Source organism: Mesorhizobium sp. M7A.F.Ca.CA.002.09.1.1, from assembly GCF_003998555.1.
GTDB lineage: Bacteria > Pseudomonadota > Alphaproteobacteria > Rhizobiales > Rhizobiaceae > Mesorhizobium > Mesorhizobium ciceri.
This window is the reverse complement of sequence record NZ_RZRR01000013.1, coordinates 1-18960: the sequence shown is the minus strand read 5'-3', so window position 1 is coordinate 18960 and position 18960 is coordinate 1. Positions and strand designations below refer to the sequence as shown.

General features: G+C 60.4%; 15 protein-coding genes. 12 read left to right on the top strand and 3 right to left on the bottom strand.

The annotated features are described in order from the left end of the window. The 5 genes from EN994_RS01445 to EN994_RS01425 form a co-directional block, all read left to right on the top strand. Positions 1-1992, top strand: a 1992-nt coding sequence (locus EN994_RS01445; protein ID WP_127307373.1) for an ATP-binding cassette domain-containing protein, incomplete at its 5' end; no start/stop codon positions are given. Between the two features lie 10 nt (positions 1993-2002). Continuing rightward, positions 2003-3025 (top strand): Gfo/Idh/MocA family oxidoreductase, encoded by a 1023-nt coding sequence (locus EN994_RS01440; protein ID WP_013530433.1) that lies wholly within the window; start codon positions 2003-2005, stop codon positions 3023-3025. Positions 3026-3035: 10 nt separating this feature from the next. Further along, on the top strand, positions 3036-4010 hold the full coding sequence (locus EN994_RS01435) for an ABC transporter permease (protein WP_024503985.1): 975 nt from the start codon (positions 3036-3038) through the stop codon (positions 4008-4010). Beyond that, positions 4007-4813: a creatininase family protein gene (locus EN994_RS01430; RefSeq protein WP_013530431.1), complete on the top strand. Its 807-nt coding sequence runs from the start codon at positions 4007-4009 to the stop codon at positions 4811-4813. The genes EN994_RS01435 and EN994_RS01430 overlap by 4 nt, the downstream gene beginning before the upstream one ends. Beyond that, complete coding sequence (locus tag EN994_RS01425; RefSeq protein WP_245465976.1) at positions 4810-6339, top strand: aldehyde dehydrogenase family protein; 1530 nt, start codon at positions 4810-4812, stop codon at positions 6337-6339. The genes EN994_RS01430 and EN994_RS01425 overlap by 4 nt, the downstream gene beginning before the upstream one ends. A gap of 65 nt (positions 6340-6404) precedes the next feature. Here EN994_RS01425 and EN994_RS01420 read toward each other — a convergent pair whose 3' ends face one another. Further along, positions 6405-7967, bottom strand: a complete 1563-nt coding sequence (locus EN994_RS01420) for a GMC family oxidoreductase N-terminal domain-containing protein (protein WP_063168709.1) — start codon at positions 7965-7967, stop codon at positions 6405-6407. 442 nt (positions 7968-8409) lie between these two features. Here EN994_RS01420 and EN994_RS01415 point away from each other — a divergent pair, with 442 nt between their 5' ends. Beyond that, a complete protein-coding gene (locus EN994_RS01415; protein WP_013530428.1) occupies positions 8410-8928 on the top strand; it encodes a ferritin-like domain-containing protein in 519 nt (172 codons plus the stop codon). A 145-nt stretch (positions 8929-9073) separates the two neighbouring features. Here the strand turns inward: EN994_RS01415 and EN994_RS01410 are convergent, their stop codons facing one another. Then, on the bottom strand, positions 9074-9271 hold the full coding sequence (locus tag EN994_RS01410) for a hypothetical protein (protein ID WP_013530427.1): 198 nt from the start codon (positions 9269-9271) through the stop codon (positions 9074-9076). An 825-nt stretch (positions 9272-10096) separates the two neighbouring features. Here EN994_RS01410 and EN994_RS01405 point away from each other — a divergent pair. From EN994_RS01405 to EN994_RS01385, 5 genes are all read left to right on the top strand, one after another. Next, positions 10097-10867 (top strand): hypothetical protein, encoded by a 771-nt coding sequence (locus EN994_RS01405; protein WP_013530426.1) that lies wholly within the window; start codon positions 10097-10099, stop codon positions 10865-10867. A 38-nt stretch (positions 10868-10905) separates the two neighbouring features. Beyond that, positions 10906-11604: a TIGR00730 family Rossman fold protein gene (locus tag EN994_RS01400; RefSeq protein WP_013530425.1), complete on the top strand. Its 699-nt coding sequence runs from the start codon at positions 10906-10908 to the stop codon at positions 11602-11604. Between the two features lie 138 nt (positions 11605-11742). Continuing rightward, positions 11743-12618, top strand: a complete 876-nt coding sequence (locus EN994_RS01395; protein WP_244514330.1) for a DMT family transporter — start codon at positions 11743-11745, stop codon at positions 12616-12618. A 136-nt stretch (positions 12619-12754) separates the two neighbouring features. Further along, positions 12755-14422, top strand: coding sequence for a peroxidase family protein (locus EN994_RS01390; protein ID WP_063168713.1), 1668 nt, complete (start codon positions 12755-12757; stop codon positions 14420-14422). Positions 14423-14476: 54 nt separating this feature from the next. Beyond that, positions 14477-14878 (top strand): hypothetical protein, encoded by a 402-nt coding sequence (locus tag EN994_RS01385; protein ID WP_013530422.1) that lies wholly within the window; start codon positions 14477-14479, stop codon positions 14876-14878. A gap of 35 nt (positions 14879-14913) precedes the next feature. On the opposite strand, the gene EN994_RS01380 is transcribed toward EN994_RS01385, so the two are convergent. Further along, positions 14914-16824 (bottom strand): hypothetical protein, encoded by a 1911-nt coding sequence (locus EN994_RS01380; RefSeq protein WP_063168714.1) that lies wholly within the window; start codon positions 16822-16824, stop codon positions 14914-14916. 164 nt (positions 16825-16988) lie between these two features. On the opposite strand from EN994_RS01380, the gene EN994_RS01375 reads away from it, so the two are divergent. Next, positions 16989-18386 carry a YcaO-like family protein gene (locus EN994_RS01375; protein ID WP_063168715.1) on the top strand — a complete coding sequence of 466 codons (1398 nt, stop codon included), beginning with the start codon at positions 16989-16991 and terminating at the stop codon, positions 18384-18386. Positions 18387-18960: the final 574 nt, after the last annotated feature.

Below are 18960 nucleotides of genomic sequence, written 5' to 3'. Positions count from 1 at the left end.
GTATACGGGCGTTGGATCTATGCGATCGGCGGCAATGCGGGGGCGGCGCGGGCCTCTCTGGTTCCCGTCGACCTCGTGCGCATCTCCGTCTACCTGATTGCCGGTGCGACAGCCGGGCTCGGCGCGATCCTCACCATCGGCCGCCTTGGTTCGGCACAGCCGCTTGCCGGCACCGGCCTTGAATTTACAGCCATCACAGCCGCGATCATCGGCGGCACGAAACTCTCCGGCGGCCAGGGCTCGATCTGGGGAACGGCGATCGGGGCGCTGCTGCTGGGCGTCATCAACACCGGCCTGTCGTTCCTGCAGGTGCCGCAGATCCTGATCTATTTCGTCACCGCGAGCCTCATTCTGGTGGCCGTTCTCACCAGCCAGCCGGAGAGTGTCGCCGCCTTGTTCAAGACCGGTGGCCGCAAGTCCACCCCGTCGCCCCGCAACACCGCCGCAACATCGGTCGGCAAACACAGCATCGCCTTGCGCGGGCTTGGCAAGTCTTTTCCGGGCGTCAAGGCACTCGACGGTGTCAGCTTTGCCGTCTCGGCCGGCGAGGTGGTGGGACTTGCCGGCGAGAACGGGGCCGGGAAATCGACGCTGGTGAAGTGCATTTCCGGTCTACATCGCCCGGACGAGGGTGAGATCGTCATCGACGGCAACGCCGTCCAGTTCCACTCCCCCAGCGCCGCCAAGGGCATCAGCGTCATCCATCAGCATTTCAGCCTTTCGCCGGACCTGACCGTGGCGGAGAATCTCTTCATCGGCCGCGAACCGCACACCCGCCTGGGATTTCTCGACCGGGCCCGGATGCGGCGCGATGCGAAAGCCATCATGGACGAGCTGTCGCTCGATATCGACATTGGCGCGGAACTGCGAACGCTTTCCGTCGGGCACCGGCAGATGGTGGAAATCGCCCGTGCCGTTCTGTCCGATGCCTGGTTCTTCATCATGGACGAGCCGACCAGCGCGCTCTCCAACCGCGAGCGCGACCAGCTCTATGACCTGATCGACAGGCTGAGAGCTCGCGGCGCCGGCATCCTCTACATCTCGCACAAGATGGAAGAGATCTTCAGCCAGTGCGACCGCGTCGTCGTTCTGCGTGACGGGCGCTTCATCGGCGAGCGCCAGACCAGCCAGACCAGCGAGGCCGAGATCGTCTCCATGATGGTCGGGCGCGATGTCGGCGACATCTTCCCCTATCTCAAAGCGCAAGTCGGCGAGACCGCGATCGAGATCAGCAACATCTCCGATGGCAAGCTCTTGAAGTCTGCGACGCTCAGCGTGTGCAGGGGCGAAATCGTCGCGCTCGCCGGCCTGATGGGCAGCGGCCGCTCCGAAGTGCTCAGGCTGATTGCCGGCCTCGATCCCATGCATGGCGGCACCCTCAGAATTTTCGGCGGGCAGCAGACCAGCGGCGACACCAAGACCGCCAATCGCGCCGGCATCGTCTACATACCGGAAGACCGGCATCTGGAAGGCTTTGTCGGCACGATGTCGATCAGGGATAACCTGTCCCTCGCCTGGATTCGCGACAACAGTCACTTCGGCCTGCTGAGACCTCGCCACATCCTGGCTCTCGCGCGCGATCTCATCGGCTCACTCGGCGTGCGGCCGGCCCAGCCCGACAAGATGGCCATCGAACTCTCGGGCGGCAATCAGCAGAAGGTCGTCATCGGCAAATGGCTTGCCACCAAGCCGAAGATCATCCTGCTCGACGAGCCGACACGCGGCGTCGACGTCGGCGCAAAGTCCGAACTCCATCACCTGATCGCAAGATTGAAGGCCGAGGGCGCGGCGATCCTCATGGTGTCGAGCGAGTTGCCCGAGGTCCTCGGCGTTGCCGACCGCATCGTCGTCATGCGCGAAGGCCACTCTGTCGGCACGCTGGCGCGTGGGGCGACGGAAGAAGATGTGATGACGCTGGCCTTCGGTGATCGCACGATCACACCACCAGCCTGCGCACCCCGGCCAGCATCCAACCTTGCACCATGCCTGTAAGGAGGACCCTTTGAGCAAATTGAAGATCGCCATCGTCGGTGCCGGCTACATGGGTCTCCTGCATGCGCAGGTGGTTGCCGAGAGCCCTGTCGCGGAACTATCGGCATTCGTTGATCCGAACGCTGCCTCGGGAAGCAAGGCCGCGTCCGATTTCGGCGTCCGGCATTTCACCGATGCCGCCGCCGCGCTGACTGCCAATGCCGCCGACGCCTACATAGTGGCGGCACCCGATACGCTGCATGAAGACGTCTGCCGCACTCTGCTCGATGCCGGCAAGCCGGTGCTGCTCGAAAAACCGATGGCTCATGATCTTTCCGCTGCCAAGGCGATTGCGAAAGCGGCGGAGAGAAACGGCGCGCGTCTGTTGGTCGGCCACATCCTGCGGTTCGACCCGCGCTATTGCGAAGCCGCGGCAGCGGTGAAATCCGGGCGGATCGGCGAGCCGATCCACGGCAGCAGCGGCCGTTTCACCAATCGCGAAGTCGGTCTTCGCATGAACGGAAACTCGAGCGTCTGCTTCTACCTCGGCGTGCACGACGTGGATGCGCTGCAATGGATCTCAGGTTCAGACATCATCGCCGTCTACTCCCGATCGGTCGCCAAGCTCATGCCTTCGCTCGGAGTTCGCTCCGAAGACGCGATCTTCTCCACCGTCGAGCTGTCGAACGGAATGAGCGGACAGCTCTACTTCGGCTGGACGCTGCCACCGACCGTTCCGACCGGCATCTGGGCGCGCACCGAAATCATCGGCACCGAAGGCATGATCGACCTCGACGTGCGCGACCACGGTCTACGTATCCTATCGCATGGACAGTGGTCGCAGCCCGACGCCTTGCACTGGCCGACCGTCAATGGCCGCATCACCGGGGATCTCTTCGAGGAGGTCCACCATTTCATTTCCGCGGTTCGCGACGAAACCCCTTTCGTGATGCCGCTCGACGACGCCCTGCGCGCCGTCGCCGTCAATGATGCAATCCTGCGCAGCGTCAAATCAGGCCTGCGCGAACCGGTCGAAGATTGGCACATCCGATGAGAGAACCCTCATGACCCGCCAACAGAACATTTGGTGCAGGCGCTTTCTCGACCTCTCGCCGTTGATCCTGCTGGTCATCCTGCTGGCGATCTTCGCGCTCATCGACGCCCGCATCGTTTCAACCGCCAGCCTCATCAACATCGTCGCCCAGGCGACCCCGATCGCCATACTGGCGCTTGGCGCCCTGATCGTTCTGCTGACGGCAGGCATCGACCTGTCCGCCGGCGTCGGCGTCGCCTTCTGTGCCGTCTTCATCGCCAGCCTGATCGACGGCGGCGCCAGCCTGCCGCTTGCCTTGCTCGTCGGCTTTGCCGTGATGGTGGTGATCGGCCTCGCGAACGGCGCCGTTATCGCACTGTTGAAGATACCGCCCTTCGTGACGACATTGGCCACAATGGTCGCGCTGCAGGGCGCAACGCTTGCCGTTGCCTCCAAAGGCGTCCTGATGCTGAAGGATCCGACGCTTCGCGCGGTCGGCATCGAACGCAGCTTCGGCATTCCCAATGTCATTTTCGCAACGCTGCTGATCGTCGCCGTAGCAGCAATCCTGATGCGGCACAGCCGTTTCGGGCTGCGTACCTATGCGCTCGGATCGGATGCCGGAGCCGCGGAACTTGCCGGCATCCCGGTGACGAAACACACGATCCTCGTCTATTGCGCCTCCAGTATCTTCGTCTTCCTGACAGCCGTGATCATGATCAGCCGGGTGCCGGTCGTGACGCCCAACATCGGCGGGACCTCGCTGCTTCTGGACGCGATCGCCGCGGCCGTACTTGGCGGCACCAGTATTTTCGGCGGCAGGGGAACGGTGTGGGGCGCGGTCGTCGGCGCGCTGATCGTCAGCCTGCTGACGACAGCGCTTCGGGTGTTCGGCACGGACCCGTCCAGCCTCGAACTCTACAAGGGAGCAATCATCATGGTCGCTCTCCTGGCCGATTCCGGCATGACCTACGCCAAGGCCCGGCTTGTCGAGGCAGCACGATGAACGAGCCAGCTCCGGCCTTGCCGATCCCGCCTGGATCCAGCTTTGCGCTGATGACCTCCCCGGATACGGAAAGACACGCGACAGCCGGCGTGCATAAACCCGTCGTCATTCTACCGCTCGGCGCTGTCGAGCAACATGGCCCGCATCTGCCGCTCGGCGTCGATTGCTGGCTTGCGGAAGCGGTTGCGCTCGCCGCGGCGGAAGGACAGGCCTCCATCCGTGTCGCCGAACCTTTCGCCTATGGCTCGTCCGAGCATCATCGCTCTTTCTCCGGCACCATGAGCCTCAGCCCGCAGATCTTCATCGCCGTTCTCGTCGATCTCTGCACCTGCCTTGCCGAAGACGGCTTCCTGCCGGTCATGCTGAACGGCCATGGCGGAAACCGCGCCGCCATCCAGGTGGCGATCACCACCCTTGGCAAGCGTGGCATCGTCACCGCGGGTTTCTCGTATTTCGATCTCATCGCCGACGTGGCGGCGCAGGCCCTGCCCGATGCCGCCACAGGCACCGGTCACGCTTGCGCGCTTGAAACGTCGTTGATGATGCATGTGCTTGGCGACAGCGTTCGCCGCGATCTCATCCCGCCAGGCGGCACTCCGCCATCCTGGCCGGATCCTCACCTTTACGCCGCGCCGGCCGTCACCGTCTGGCGCCGTTTCGAAGCCATCCGCGACAACGGCGTCATCGGCACGCCATCGCAGGCAAGCGCGGAGGCCGGCAGCAGACTTTTCATCGCAGCCGTGGAACGCAGCCGCGCCGCCATTTTGAACATCCAATCCGAATTCGGCCAAAGGAACGCATGATGACAGTCCATTTCAAATCTTCTCTCGAAGGCCCCAACCTGCGTGGCATGGCGATCGTCTCGGAGCCGGAAGCAGCCGCCCGCATCGGCATCAACCGCATCGGCGGCGAGTGGATTGCCGGCAGCTCGGGCAAATTCCTGAAAATCGATAGTCCTTCGACGGGCGAGCATCTCGGCTATCTCTCCCTTTCCACCCGCGCCGATGTCGGTCGCGCGGTGAAAGCCGCCGAAGGCGCACGCGGGACCATGCGCAAGATGGGAACCTTCGCACGCGCTCAATTGTGCATACGCATCGCCGACGCGATCGACAGGCGCGCCGAAGAGCTTGCCCACCTGCTCTGCCTGGAACAGGGTAAGCCCTTCCACAGCGAGGCAAAGGCCGAAGCATCGGCGGCAGCTCTCGGTTTCCGCAATGCGGCAGAGCAGATGAAGTGGCTGGAGACGGCGGCGTTTCCCCTGGCCGATGCCAACAAGCGCGCCTTCAGCTTCCTGCAGCCGAAGGGCATCTTTGCCATCATCACGCCATGGAATTTCCCGCTCGCCCTGCCCTGCCTCTACTATCTCGGACCGGCCGTCGCAACGGGCAACACCGTTGTCTGGGTGCCGGCGCCGACGACATCGCTGATTGCCACGGCACTTGTCGAATGCTTCATCGAGGCGGGCTTGCCGGACGGCGCCATCAATCTCGTTCTGGGAGATGGTGCGGAGGTGGGCGACGAGGCCGTCGTTCATCCGGGCACCCATGCCATCGGCTTCACCGGCAGTTCCGCCACCGGCGCGACGATCGCCCGGCGTGGCGCGGGCAAGCCGCTTCTGCTCGAAATGGGCGGCAACGGCCCGACCATCGTGCTAGCCGATGCCGATATCGACATGGCCGCCGCCCAGGTGGGGGCCGGCTGCTTTGCCAATGCCGGGCAGATCTGCACGGCCACCGAACGCGTGCTGGTGCATAAATCCATCCATGACCGGTTTATCGAAGGTCTGGTGAAAGCGGCCGCGAAGGTGAAAATGGGCGACCCTTTCGATCCCGCGACGACGATGGGGCCGATCAACAATGCGGTCGCCGTCGACAAGGTGCTCAGCCACATTGCGGACGCCCGCGCTCGTGGCGCCGAGATCGTCACCGGCGGCAATGTGGCGTCGGGTTTTGCCACCAATCTCTATTTCGAGCCGTCGATCGTCACAGGACTGACCCGGGAAAGCCTGCTCAACGTCGAGGAATCCTTCGGGCCGATTGCACCCGTGCTGACCTTCGAGACCGACGAGGAGGCGATGGAACTTGCGGCGTCCAGCCCCTACGGCCTGTCGGCCGCGGTCTTCACCAGCACCATCAAGAACGCCTTTGCCTTTGCTGAAAGCCTGAGGGTCGGTATCGTCAACGTCAACGAGATGAGCTGCTATTGGGAGCCGCATATTCCTGCCGGCGGCGCCGCCGGGACGCAGAGCGGCCTCGGCCGCACCGGGGGTCGGCACACGCTGATGGAAATGTGCGACCTGAAGACGATTACCGTGGACGTCACTCGCTGACATTCAAGGCCCGCGCCTTTTGCGCGGGCCTCCCGTGCGACCGTATGCCGTTCGGCAGCGAGCTGTCAGATGGACCGGCGCAGGCTGTCGGCCATTTTCTCGCCAATCATGATCGAGGTCAGATTGGTGTTTGCCTGGCAATCGAGCGGCATGATCGACGCATCGATAACCCGCAGCCCTTCAAAACCGTAGACCCGGCATTCCGGATCGACCACGGCCTCACCGGGCCTACCCATGCAACAGCCGCCGATCCCATGCTGCGCATCGGAAGACTGCGCCAGCAGGAAATTGTCGACCTCCTCGTCGCTTGCCATTTCGAGCCATGACAAAGGCAGATCGGAATCCCCCAGCAGGACGCGCTCGGCGATCGCCTGGATCGGCGCTTGCCGGGCAATCTCGCCAAGGTGGCGATAGGCGATACGCATGCGCTGAAGATCCATCGGATCGTCCAGCATGTTCTCTTCCACGATCGGCTGGTCGAAGGGATTGGCGGAACGCAACTGCACGGTGCCCCGGCTCTTGGCTTCCATCAGGATCAGATTGACCATGGCCTCGCCGAACTGGGCGCTGTCGGATTCCACGCCGATACCGCCATGGTTCATGGCGACGTAAAGAATGTCGTCGCGCTCGGCACCCGGCACGCCGGAACTCGTCCGCACACAGCAGTTGGTATGCCGCGCGTCGACATCGGTCGCCTTGAATTCCGGCTTCAGCTTCAGTTCGATGCGGCAATAAGGATGGTCGAAGAAACCTTCGCCGACCGGCAGGTCGGCAAGCACCTCGATGTCCTTTCGATTCAAGAGAGCCGCCGGACCGATGCCCGAGCGCTGCAGGATGACTGGAGAGTGGATGGCGCCGGCCGAGACGATGACCAGCGGCGCCTCGAATTTGCGAACCTGACCGGCCACGATGGCCAAAACGCCGATCGCTTTCTTGCCATCGAAAAGCACCTTGTCCACCGTCGCCTGCCCGATGATGGTGAGGTTCGGCCGGTCGCGGGCAGCTTCCAGATAGCCGTCATTGACCGACACGCGCTTGCCGGCTCGACTGTTGATGGGATAGGTGCAAGCCCCTTCGGCATCCGGAGCATTGAGATCGTCATGCCAGGGATGGCCGAGGGCCATCGCGCTTTGGCGCATGGCCTTGTCGACGCTTCCCCAGCTTTCGACAGGCGCGCGGTAGATCGGAATCGGGCCATCGCTGCCGTGAAAATTAGCCGCGATCGGGTCATCCTCCAGCCGGCGGAAGAAGGGCAGCACGTCGGCTCCCGACCAGCCCTTGCATCCGATTTCCTCCCAGCGGTCGAAGGCATGGAGCACGCCGCGAATGGCAATCTGCCCATTGACGGCCGTCGAACCGCCAAGCCCCTTGCCGCGCCAGTAGACCCGATGCTCCTGCCGCTTGGTGCGGCGAGCCATCAGGTCGGGGTACATATATTGTTGCTGAAAATGATCGGGAAGCAGCAGGTTGAAGGGATTTGGACTCGCCATCTCGGCAGGTTGCTCGCCGCTCCGGTAGTCCGGCCCCGCTTCCAGCAAAAGCACGTTCGTGGCCGCATCTTCGGTGAGCCGGGCGGCAAGGACAGCCCCGGCTGCGCCGGCTCCGACAACGATGACATCAAAGGGCATGCCGCACTCCCTACATCCGACCAATGCACGGCTCACTCGACCGCGACATCATCTTTGATTTCATTGTGCACGATCATCTGCTGGCATTCAGGCTCGGCGACGGACGCCGGAACCGACCACCTTAGCCGCCGTTGCACGACAGCAAGATCATCATGATTTGTTTTATATGTAAATATGATTTCGTATATGAACCCATCGGAAGTATCTCTTTTCACCATCTACTCCATACAGCGCGACGAACCCCGGTGCTTTCCGTCCCCCCTGCCGGCGGCTCTCACACCGTCATCGTCCATCGCCTTTTGATGTCGATCGGCCCTCGATAAAAGCGGTGTTCGACGCGCTGCCCTTCCACGTCGCCCCCAGGGAACAACTGCTTCCATGGAAAGTTAGTCCATGGCTACACCGCCGGTGAGCTTTCACGACAATCCAAGGGAGACAAATCATGGCGACTGCAAAAAGAGCGACGACCAAGGGACTGGAGGCTTTGTTCCTCGATGGGCTGAAGGACATCTACTACGCTGAAAAGAAGATACTCAAGGCCTTGCCGAAGATGGCAAAGGGCGCCGAATCCGAGGAGGTGGCTGCGGCCTTCGAAAAACATCGCATGGAAACCGAAGGCCAGGTTGATCGGCTCGAGCAAGTGTTCGAACTTATGGACAAACCGGCGCGCGGCAAAACCTGTCCGGCGATCGACGGCATTCTTGAGGAAGGGTCGGAAATTCTCGACGAATACAAGGGCGACCCAGCCCTGGATGCTGGGCTGGTCGGCGCGGCACAGGCCGTCGAACATTATGAAATCGCGCGCTACGGCACGTTGGTCGCGTGGGCTGAACAGCTTGGCAAGAGCGACGTGGTCAAGCTCCTCAACGAGACATTGAAAGAGGAGGTCGCGACGGACGAAGCGCTTTCCGGGCTGGGCGAAGGCGGTGTCAATGAGCGCGCCCTGGAGCAAGCTGCCTGACTGGGCGTCCTGACTGAAGTCGCCCCGGCAAAGTCGCCGGGGCGACTTTCGCGACCCTAACCGCAGCGTCGTCGATAGCACCTCTTTCAGATGCAATCAGACCCACCCCGATACTTCGGGGTGGGTCTGCTGAAATCACCCGCGATCAGCGGTTTTTGTGACTTTGTTCGCCAGCTTTCACGTGCTGTTCGTGGGTTCCACCACGCATGCCGGATCCATCGCCCTGCTGCCGTTGACCACCACCAGCGGCCTGCTGTTGCTGACGGTTTTTATTGTCGGCATTCTTGTGGCTCTGCTGGCCTGCCTTCACATGCTGTTCGTGGCTACCACCTTGATTGGGCATTCTTCTTCTCCTTCACAATGCACGAGGCGACAACCGCCTCGATTGCCTAAGAAGAGTCAGGCGCGAACGTTCCCTTACGTAACATTTTGTGAAGACCCTCAGACAAGCCGGGCGTTCGAAGGAGCTTGAGATGGATGCCGACCCGGAGAGCGTTGCGCCAACCTCGGGAGTAAGGTGCGTTGCACTGTCCCGCTGAATTGAAATGGGTGGTCTCGAAAGCTTGCTGGATAGCGAGATGCGCACCTTGCCACGCCGTTTATGCATTTGCGCGGAACGGTGGTGCTGTTCGCGTAGGCCGCATTGGGAGTCATCAGAGGTGCCATGAGAACGGCGATTGTCGAGATGGCGGTGAATGTTTTCGTCAAGCTGCGTAGCATGATCGAATTCCATCCTTGGATTCAGTTGAGGTTCAGGTTCGACCGCTCAGCCTTTTGCGGATGTCAGTCTGGCGTTGCGGCTGTGATGTTGGGCAACTCAGCGTAATTCAGCGTGAAATAACGATCATCGTTCCCCGGTGTCTTCGCATGATCGTCGAGAGATGATTTCCGGTCTTCGCGGCCCGTGCATCCGGATGGCTGTCAATGGAGGCTCGGCAGGCGATCCGCTTAGACAATGTCGTCGGCCAGGGCTGCAAGGCCCCGCCGACACAGAAGCTCGCCGCGGGATAAGGCTGGCCGAGGCAATTGAGAGAAGTAGATCAACCGTCACCTTGCAGGAACCGCCAATGCGATCTGCCTGTTAGCCTGGACGGACCCATTCCAGCGCAATTCACGTTGAGATCACGCGGAGCACTGCAAAGCATGCGTCATAAGGGAGGAACCCGACATGACGCTCAACATCAATAAGCCGCTGCGTGTAGCCCCAGTCGAAATTTCAGCTCGCGAAACAGCCTCATCCTTCACGGTTCGGTCTCCGCGCCTCCTTGCTTGGCGCAGCGCGTTAACGGCACGGATGTCTGGCCCTGGGGGAGCCTACAATGTCGGCAACCTCATTGGTCTTTGTCAGGGGATTACGGCGCAGATTCTCGTATCCGGCGATCTGAACCAACTCCTCTGGACAGGCGCGCCGGCCGCCATCAGCCATTATTTGACGGGCAATTTCGCTGCGATCGCAATGACCTCGGCGACGGCGATCTTCTTCGCCAGCGGCGAGATCTACCATCGCGCCTGGAACGGACGTCTCAAGCCTAGGGAAAATCTCAACCGCCTGGGTGATTTCCTGTCCGGCGTTGGTGCCGGTTGCCTTGGCCTGGCCCTGTTTGAACTTGGCCATCCGTTGCTGGCGTTGACATCGGGCCTGCTTCATTCCGTTGGAAAATTCGGCAGTGCTTGCCACCGACCCGGTGTCCGGATCCTCAACTTGTCGGAATACGGCCCCGACCCGTTTCGCGTCATGGTCCTTCTCAGCCGGCTGCCGGCCCTCATCGCCGCCGGGACAGAACTCTGTGCATCGCTGTTCAAATTCGAAGTCGAACAGCCACAGCATTGGTCTACGCCCGCCAGCCTTCTCGTTTGTTACCTGCTCTGGTCCTGGGCTGACCTGCTTCTGTTCCGATCGAGCCAACCTCGCGCAGCCCGCGATCATTCCGCCGGCTGATCAAGCTTCGCTATTCCAACCTCATTTGGAGAGACACCATGTTTGGATCATCATCCGACAATTCCGCAGAACAGATCGGCCGCTCCTATCCCTTGCAGCGACGCATCGGCACGATCTGCGTTTTCGGCGGCGCCATGCTTGGCAACGATCCCGACCACGCCCGTTGCGCCACCATCCTTGGCGAGACGATAGCCGCAGCAGGTATTCGCCTGGTCTATGGCGGTGGCTGTGATGGCCTGATGGGCCAGGTGGCTATTGCCGCAGCAGAAGGGGGTGGAACCGTGATCGCGATCACCCCGCAGTTCCTGATCGAGCGGATGAGAATGCTATTATCGGGATGCCAGACGATTTCAGTTCCCGACATGAGTATCCGCAAACAGCTCATGTTTGACTACGCGGATGCATTTGTAGCCTTGCCTGGCGGCATCGGAACCGTTGAGGAACTGACCGAGGTCATGACGCTTCGCAAGCTGGAAAGGCACTGCAAGCCGCTGGTCCTGGCGAATTTCAAAGGCTTCTGGTCACCACTTCTCGGCGTCTTCGAGAGCATGTCCGAGGCTGGCTTCATGAACTCGTCAACTCGATGCACGCAAATGGTTTCGGCAACCCCGGAGGCCATCCTTCCGCTTCTTCAGCGCAGCGTCAGTTTCGAGCAGAACGAACCGCCAACGCCCGTCCTGCTGCCCACCATCCCCGTCTTGCGCAGATCACATATATCGAGTGCTGGCCCCGGATAGATCGCGAACCAAAAGACGCGTTCTTCCGCGCAACACCAGCCACCTCGACGATGACGGGGTCCGTCGGCCCCGATCATCGCTTTCAAACCCGATCACAAACCGTTGGAGCCATTGCCCGCTGTGGTGATGCGATCAATCATGTCCAGATTCAAGGCAAATTCCTTGCTAATGCTTGCTGCGCTCATTTGGGGAGTGGGCAATGTGTCCCACAAGACCATACTGGCCCACCTCGATCCCATGGCGGTTGTTTTCCTGACCAGCGTGATCGCCGGACTGGTGACGTTGCCATTCGCGGTGCGGGAGCGCGACCCCGAAACCAACACCGGCTGGTTTCCAAGTGTGGCGAGAGTGGTTCTGCTTTTTGCTCTCGGCTGTGTGGTCCAGCAATTGTCCTATGTCAGCACGACGGTGACGAACTCGAGCCTCCTTATCAGCGCTTCCACTGTTATCACGCCGATCGCCGCATGGCTGATCATGAGGGAGCGTCCAAGTGCACTGATCCTATTCGTCGCAATTCTGACGGTCGTGGGATCGGCTCTCCTGGCGGGCGGCTTCAATGGTTCGGCAACCGCCGGCGACGCTTTCGCCGTCCTGACTGCAATCTGTTTTGCAGTATGGACGGTCGAACTCGGGCGGCATGTGCAGGCACATGGCCATCCCTTCGCGACGGCGGCCGCACAGTTCATCGGCACGGCCGTTGCCACGCTACCTTTCGCCCTGCAGGGCACAATGACATTTCAGGCAATTATGGCAGCATGGCCAGAACTCATCACGCTTGGTGTGTTCTCGACCGCTGTCGGCTTTTGCCTGCAGACTTCTGCACAGCGCTACACCACTTCGTCCCATGCGGCGGTGATTTGCAGCGGAGAGGGTGTGTTCGCCGCCATTTCCGCTGCCGCTCTGCTTGGTGAACGGCTTTCGCCCGACGGGCTTCTGGGTGCGGGCGTCATTCTGTCCTGTGTGCTGTTCACCGCCGTCTCGGCGGGCCCGAAGCTCGATCCGTCAGTGTCATGATCGCCTCGGCAATGTCGCTCTGCTCTGGGGCCGCGCCATTCAGACCACCGACGGGCAAGTCTGTTTCTACTCCCGGATTCATGCCAAGCTACTCGCCTGGCCGCATTCATCCTTCTGGAAAACGAGGTCTACTTCGATGCTCCACGGCGAAACGTCCTCCTTCGAAGCCGCCAACATACCGAACCGGTCAAACCAGAATTCAGACGACGGCCTCAACGACAAGCCGACCTTGAGAGGCATCAGGCTCTTCCCGTCCCTGGCGGACATGCCGATCGCCTTGTTTGACGCAACCGAAGACGAGAGCGCCATCGACCGCACCAAGGCGGGCTTGCTGGACATCACGGCGGAAATGGTCGGCCCGACCGATGGACTTGAAGGCAGTGATCTCAGCCCTACACCAGCCGGCTTTACCTATTTCGGTCAATTCGTGTTCCATGACATCGTCTTCAGCCAAATATTCGGATTGCCCAAGCCGACAGGCAAAACCCATCATTTGAAGAACGCGTCCTCGCAAGGCCTTGACCTTTCGGGGCTCTATGGGCGGGGGCCAATCGTCGACGCCCATCTCTACGATGTTGCGGATGGGGCGGACCTGTCGGCTTGCCGCTTTCCGATCGGCTTGCCTTGCATGAAAGGCAGTATGCTTCCGGTCGACGGTAAGACCATGCAAGGCCGTGATTTGCCGCGCATCGACTTCTCGGGCAAGTTTATCAGTGTCGAGGGTCGGCGATCGCCTTATCGGCCCTTGGTGGCGGATCCGCGAAACGACGACAATCTTGTCCTGTCGCAACTGCTCTGCACACTCATGGGCATCCACAACAGGATCGTGGATCTGCTGCTTGGCATCGGCACCGACCCAGCAGAAGCTTACAAGCGTGCCAGGATCTATCTGACCTCGGTTTACCGCACTGTGATCATCAACGACTATCTGAGAAAAGTTCTGGCTCCGGAAATATGGGACCATTTTTTCGCCAGTGACGATTTTCTTGGCGCCGGAGTCTCGGCACTTGAGACTTTCAATGCGCTGCCTTTGGAATTCACCTTCGGTGCGTCGCGCTTTGCCCACGCCATGGTCCGGCAGTTCTATGTCGTGAACGACAGGTCGGTCGAAGAACCAGCCAATCTGCGCAAAATGCTGTCCTTTTCCAGCCTGCGCCCGGGTGGGGAGATTCCAATACCCGAGAACTGGATTGTCGACTGGAACCGGTTTGCCTCAGCCGACCCCCCGTCGAAAGCTCAAAGTGCCCGGCGCATAGGACCATTCCTGTCGAAAGAACTGACGATTGCCGGCCTGAGTGCGGAATTGAACGGCACAGTCCGGCCGGTTGCCTTCATGGATTGCTGGCGCTGTTACGACCTTGGTTTGCCATCCGGGCAGGACGTGGCCGGTGCGGTGAAGACCGCCCTGGGCGACAACAGTATCGATGTGCCGGTCCTGACGGGCAATGACATGCTTCCCACGGCCGCCTGCGCCAAACGTTACGTCTACAACGCCGGCCGACTTCGGGCCGCTTTGCAACGGTACCCGGAGTTCCTGAGGCAAACACCTCTCTCCTACTATATCATCCAGGAGGCGTCCGTTCTTGGTAATGACGGCAGCCATCTTGGCCCAGTTGGCTCCTATGTGGTGGCCGCCACGATCGCATCCGCACTGTTCAAGGCTGCCGATACGGATATCACCTCTCGCAGGCTCATTCCGGACGTAGAGCCAAAAACGCTGGCAGGACTGCTCGATCTCAATGATACTGCGAAGGTATCGGATGAAGTGCTTGGCGGCCTGCTCGGCAGTCAGGGTTTTCAATAGCGCTGATAACGGCAGCGCTACAGTGCTCAATCTGGTTTAGCGGGGAAAGTGGACATGGTGAAGTTCAAAGATGTGCAGTTCGAGGCGCTTGGCGAATTCATCCGAGACCTGATCAAGGATCCGGCCAAGCAAGCGATCTTCAGAAGTGGAGATCAGGAGGCGATGAAGGACCTGCTGCGTGGGTTCATGACGCCCAGGGACAAAACCTGGGAGGAGATCACCATCCAACCATACTTCGACCAAGACCTGATCGTGAACATCGCCTTTCCCTTCACCGGCGACGTCGAGCAAACGATCGCCACCATTGCGCCGGCGGATGGACCCGGTGAGGACTATACATTTCCCGATCACTACAATCTCGACCCGAACGCCGGCCCGCCCGATCAAATAAAGAAAAACCGTTTGAGCGCATATCATAAGCGCCTCGGCGACTACGTGATGTCACGCTGCAAGTGAAACCCGGCGCAATTGCGAGCAACGGTTCGGCCGTGTCAGCCCGACTGGGCTGCCAATTCGATGCCACGGGCCAGCTTCTCCTGATCGACTGGTAACCGGATCGGAAAAGCGGTCTTGAACCACTCCACGGCGACAGCGCGGTCAAGCCTACCCGGCCCTTGCCACGCCGCCGTTAGGTTGCGTAGAAAACGTCTGAACTCATCCCCGGCCTCGCGGTTGCGTTTCAGCAACGCAAGTGCCGCCGCCGACCAGCCGTGGATGTCGGCGAACAGTTGATCGCTCTTGACCGCAGCGGCCACGCACCCCTCCAGATCATTGGCGAGAAAGGCAATGGTCGCCTGGTAGCCATGATAGTGAGCGTCGGGCATGGGATTGAGGTCGAAACTGCGCTTCGAAAGCTCCGATGCCCGTTGATGATCACCCATGAAGGAGCTGGCCAGCGCGTAGGCGATCAACGTCGCGGGGTTCCCGGCATTTTGCTCATGTGCAAGGCTGAAGTGAAAATCGGCCAGCTCCCAGCGTCGCGCCAGAAGGTGGCTCCAGGCCAGATTTACCTGGTTGCGGTGGTCGAATGGGTCGAGCAGGACCGAACGCTTGGCCAGTTCGAATGCGCGCTTTAGATCCTGCTCGATCGACGATGCACCCGGAACGACGATCCAACGCGAGTTGAGCACCGCAGCGAGGCTGGAATAAGCGCAGGACAGATCGGGATCAAGCCGGATGGCTTCCTCGTAGCGGGCGATGGCAGCTTCTTCGGTGTCCTTTCGCCACATGATCGAAAGCCGCTGTCCGTCCAGCCAGCAATCATAGGCCGAGAAATGGTTCGGGGAAGCTTGCGATATGCGATGCAGCCTGGCACTGGACAAGGCAATCTGCAGGCGCGCGGAAAAGCGTGCGCAAACTTCATTGAAGGCCGAGCGCCAGGAAGACGGATCCGACGGAACGGTGAGAACGAAGGCTTCTCCTTCTTGCAGGAAATCATAGCAGGTAATTTGGAACACTGCTGGTCCATCCGTGTCGATCAGACGGATGAGGACGCCGATATCCACGTGTTCGCCTGCCGCCTGATGCATCTGATCCAGTGAGAATTCACCGGCTTGCAACTCCGTTGACACGGCTGTCCAATGCCTAAATCGGGAAATCGAAGCCAGAAGCTCTGTCGCCAAGGCAAATTGCAGGTGCTCGTTCTCTGCTTCGCGCCTGGCAATGATGATGGCGATTGTCGGCTTCCCTGGGATGCGGCTGTCGTGATCGCTTTGCGCAAGGTCGGGGTCAGCCGCCCGCTTTTCACCGTCGTTGCCCGGCTTGAGCGCCTCTAGAAGGTGGAGGATTTCTGCCGGTGGTCGCAGATCCATGTCCGCTTTGAGTTCGGCCGCGTAGCGGTCGAAGAACGCTAGGGCGCGGGCATAACCGCTTTCCTCACAGACCCTCCGAATGGTCTCCACCACGGCATCGTCGAAAAACGGATCAAGTTGCAGGATGCACGCAGCGATGGATTTGCGCTGTCTCGGGTCTGTCTCGGCCGCCAGCCAGGCTGCGAGCCGTGTCACCAGCCTGTCGGTTATCATCGTCGACTGCATTCTCAGCCAGTTGTCGAAGACAGGATCGCAATCGTCCAACCCGGCGCAAAGTCCATCCCTGGCTTTGGCCAGCAGGAGCAGCGCACCGTCATAATTGCGGTCGTCGAGCGCACGTTCAAGCTCATCGATGTCGGAACGGATTGCAGTCGGATCGATTCCCAGGACGAGCTTGTCGACCGCGAGGTAATTAAGCCTGGTCTCGCTTGCCAGGCGTCGGAGATCCTTTATGCACTGGCGCAGTGATCCGCGCGCATGCTCCTCGTCCTGCTCGCTCCAAAGCAATGCCGCCAGTCGCCCGCGCGTCTCGCGTGACCTGCCGCTCAGTAACAGATAGGCGAGAATCGCGCAGGCCTTCCGCTTGCCCAACGAGAACGTCTCCGAGCCCTTGCGAAGCTCGAAACCGCCGATTAGCCTAATCGCCAGACCGTCTGTGGAAATTGTCAACTCCGCCGGCTATCGTCTCGGTCGCCAACGGGCGCCACCGCTTACCCTACGTAAACAGCAGAAGCCAAGATATTGAAAGAGCCAACATGCTGTTGCGCGGGTCGCATTGGACAACGCTTGCTCTGCTGATGCATCACGGCCGGCCGATGACGGTGAACCAAGACGACCCGACCTGGGACCGCCAGTCGAGTGAAGATGATTTGGATGTTTTGGAGAATCTGGCTGCGACCCTTGTCGCTGCGCCCGAGAATGGGCTGCCCCTTTTGCACTTCGCGACACGGCACGACATTGGCGTTGAAGTGTTCGATGTTCCGGGTGGATTCCTGGCTATGTCCAACATTGCTCCATTCGAAGGGAATGAGAAACGATTCACGGCAAGTGGCAAAGGCTTTGATGCCGGCACGGCCGTGCTGTCTTGCCTCGGAGAGGCCGCGGAGATTTCCAGCTGGGCCTGCAGAGCCGAAGACGTCACGGCGTCAGCACGCATCGGCTCTCCAGGCGATGGAATGAGGATCGATGCGATTCAGGTATTGGGCTTTTCGCTGGAACAGATCCGACATCGCGATCGGCTCAACAGAATGTGGCGTGGCTGGGACAGTATCCCTTCAACGGATCATCTGAACAATCCCCAGCTATGGGCGTCCGTTCGCAGCTTCCATGACGATAGGGTCGCGCTTTGTCCGGCGTTTCTCTGCTATGGCCGCTTTGGTGACGTCGCATATGGCGATTGCAGCTTGAACGTCGACACCAATGGTTGCGCCGCTGGCACAACGCGGGCGGATGCAAGAACCCGCGCCTTGCTTGAACTCGTCGAACGAGACGCCACAGGGATATGGTGGCACCGAGGCTCCCTGAGAAAGCGGCTGGATATCGCGCGGCTTGATGACCAAGGCTTGGCGTCTCACATCCAGCAGCATCGCCAAGAAACGGGACGCAGGCTCTGGCTTCTCGATATCTCGTCCTTCCGCACGGCCATTGTGACGGCGGCGATCAGCTGCGAAGACAGTGGCGAGCATATGGCGGTGGGTTTCGGGTGCAGCTTCGATATGGTTGCTGCCGCCCGGTCCGCGTTTTTGGAATTGATACAATCCGAAGCTGCAATGCAGGCCCATGCCGAAAGGGCAGAACGGCCCCGTAATAAAACGATGAGCGATGACGATTGTCGGATGACCCGCTGGAAGCGTTTCGCTGACGTGCGCAACTTTCGTTTCGCCATCGGCAAGCCTGCCGACGGCCTGGAAAGCGCTGGCGAAAGCAACGTCACCGACCTGCTGAATGAAATCGGCGAAGTTTGTGGTTCGCAGGTCTGGTTCGCCGATCTTTCGCGATCCGAGATTGGTATCCCCGTTGCAAAGGCGATCTGCGAGGGATTATCCCATTTCAAAGCGCGCTGGGGCTGCCACCGAAACGCCGCACCTTCCATCGCAAGTGATTCGAGCAAAACAGCAGGCCGCCTCTCGCAGGCCAGAAAACTTTTGATCTAATTGTTACAGGCAATGACGACACGGGCACGTTGGAGACCCGTCGCCGGTTACAGGACGCTGATGAGGAAGCCGGCGTTACGATTGTGGGCGGGGCCAGGACTTCGTGTACGTCGGAATTTGCTCAAGCAGGGGCTCCGAGTTCGCCGGGATCTCGTACAGCAGGGAAGTTGAGTGAACCCCTGTTGACTTGAGGGCGCGAACGCTGCTGTTTTGGGTCGCAAAGCCGCCCGACGGCTAGCGGTGCAAGAAGGGCGAAAAAAGCGGACTTTTGTCGAGATATCTAGGGCAAACTGAAGCAATCCGTGGGACCGCACACCGCCGACCAATGTCTGGATCTCTTAAGACGCTGGTGCGCGCGAACTCGGCAGATGCAAACTTGTGTCTCCAGATCGGTGTTCGGCTATCCGGCTAAGGTTGCGCCCAGTCGCTTGGAAATCGAAACAATCCAGGCTCGCAGCTCAGGACCAAAAGGCTTCTCAAGAATGGCCCGATCCCAAGCCAAAAAATAAGGTTCCGGCAGCCTGATCCGCTTGTCGAACGGGGCGACGAGCCTGCCCGACGCGATATCGTCGGC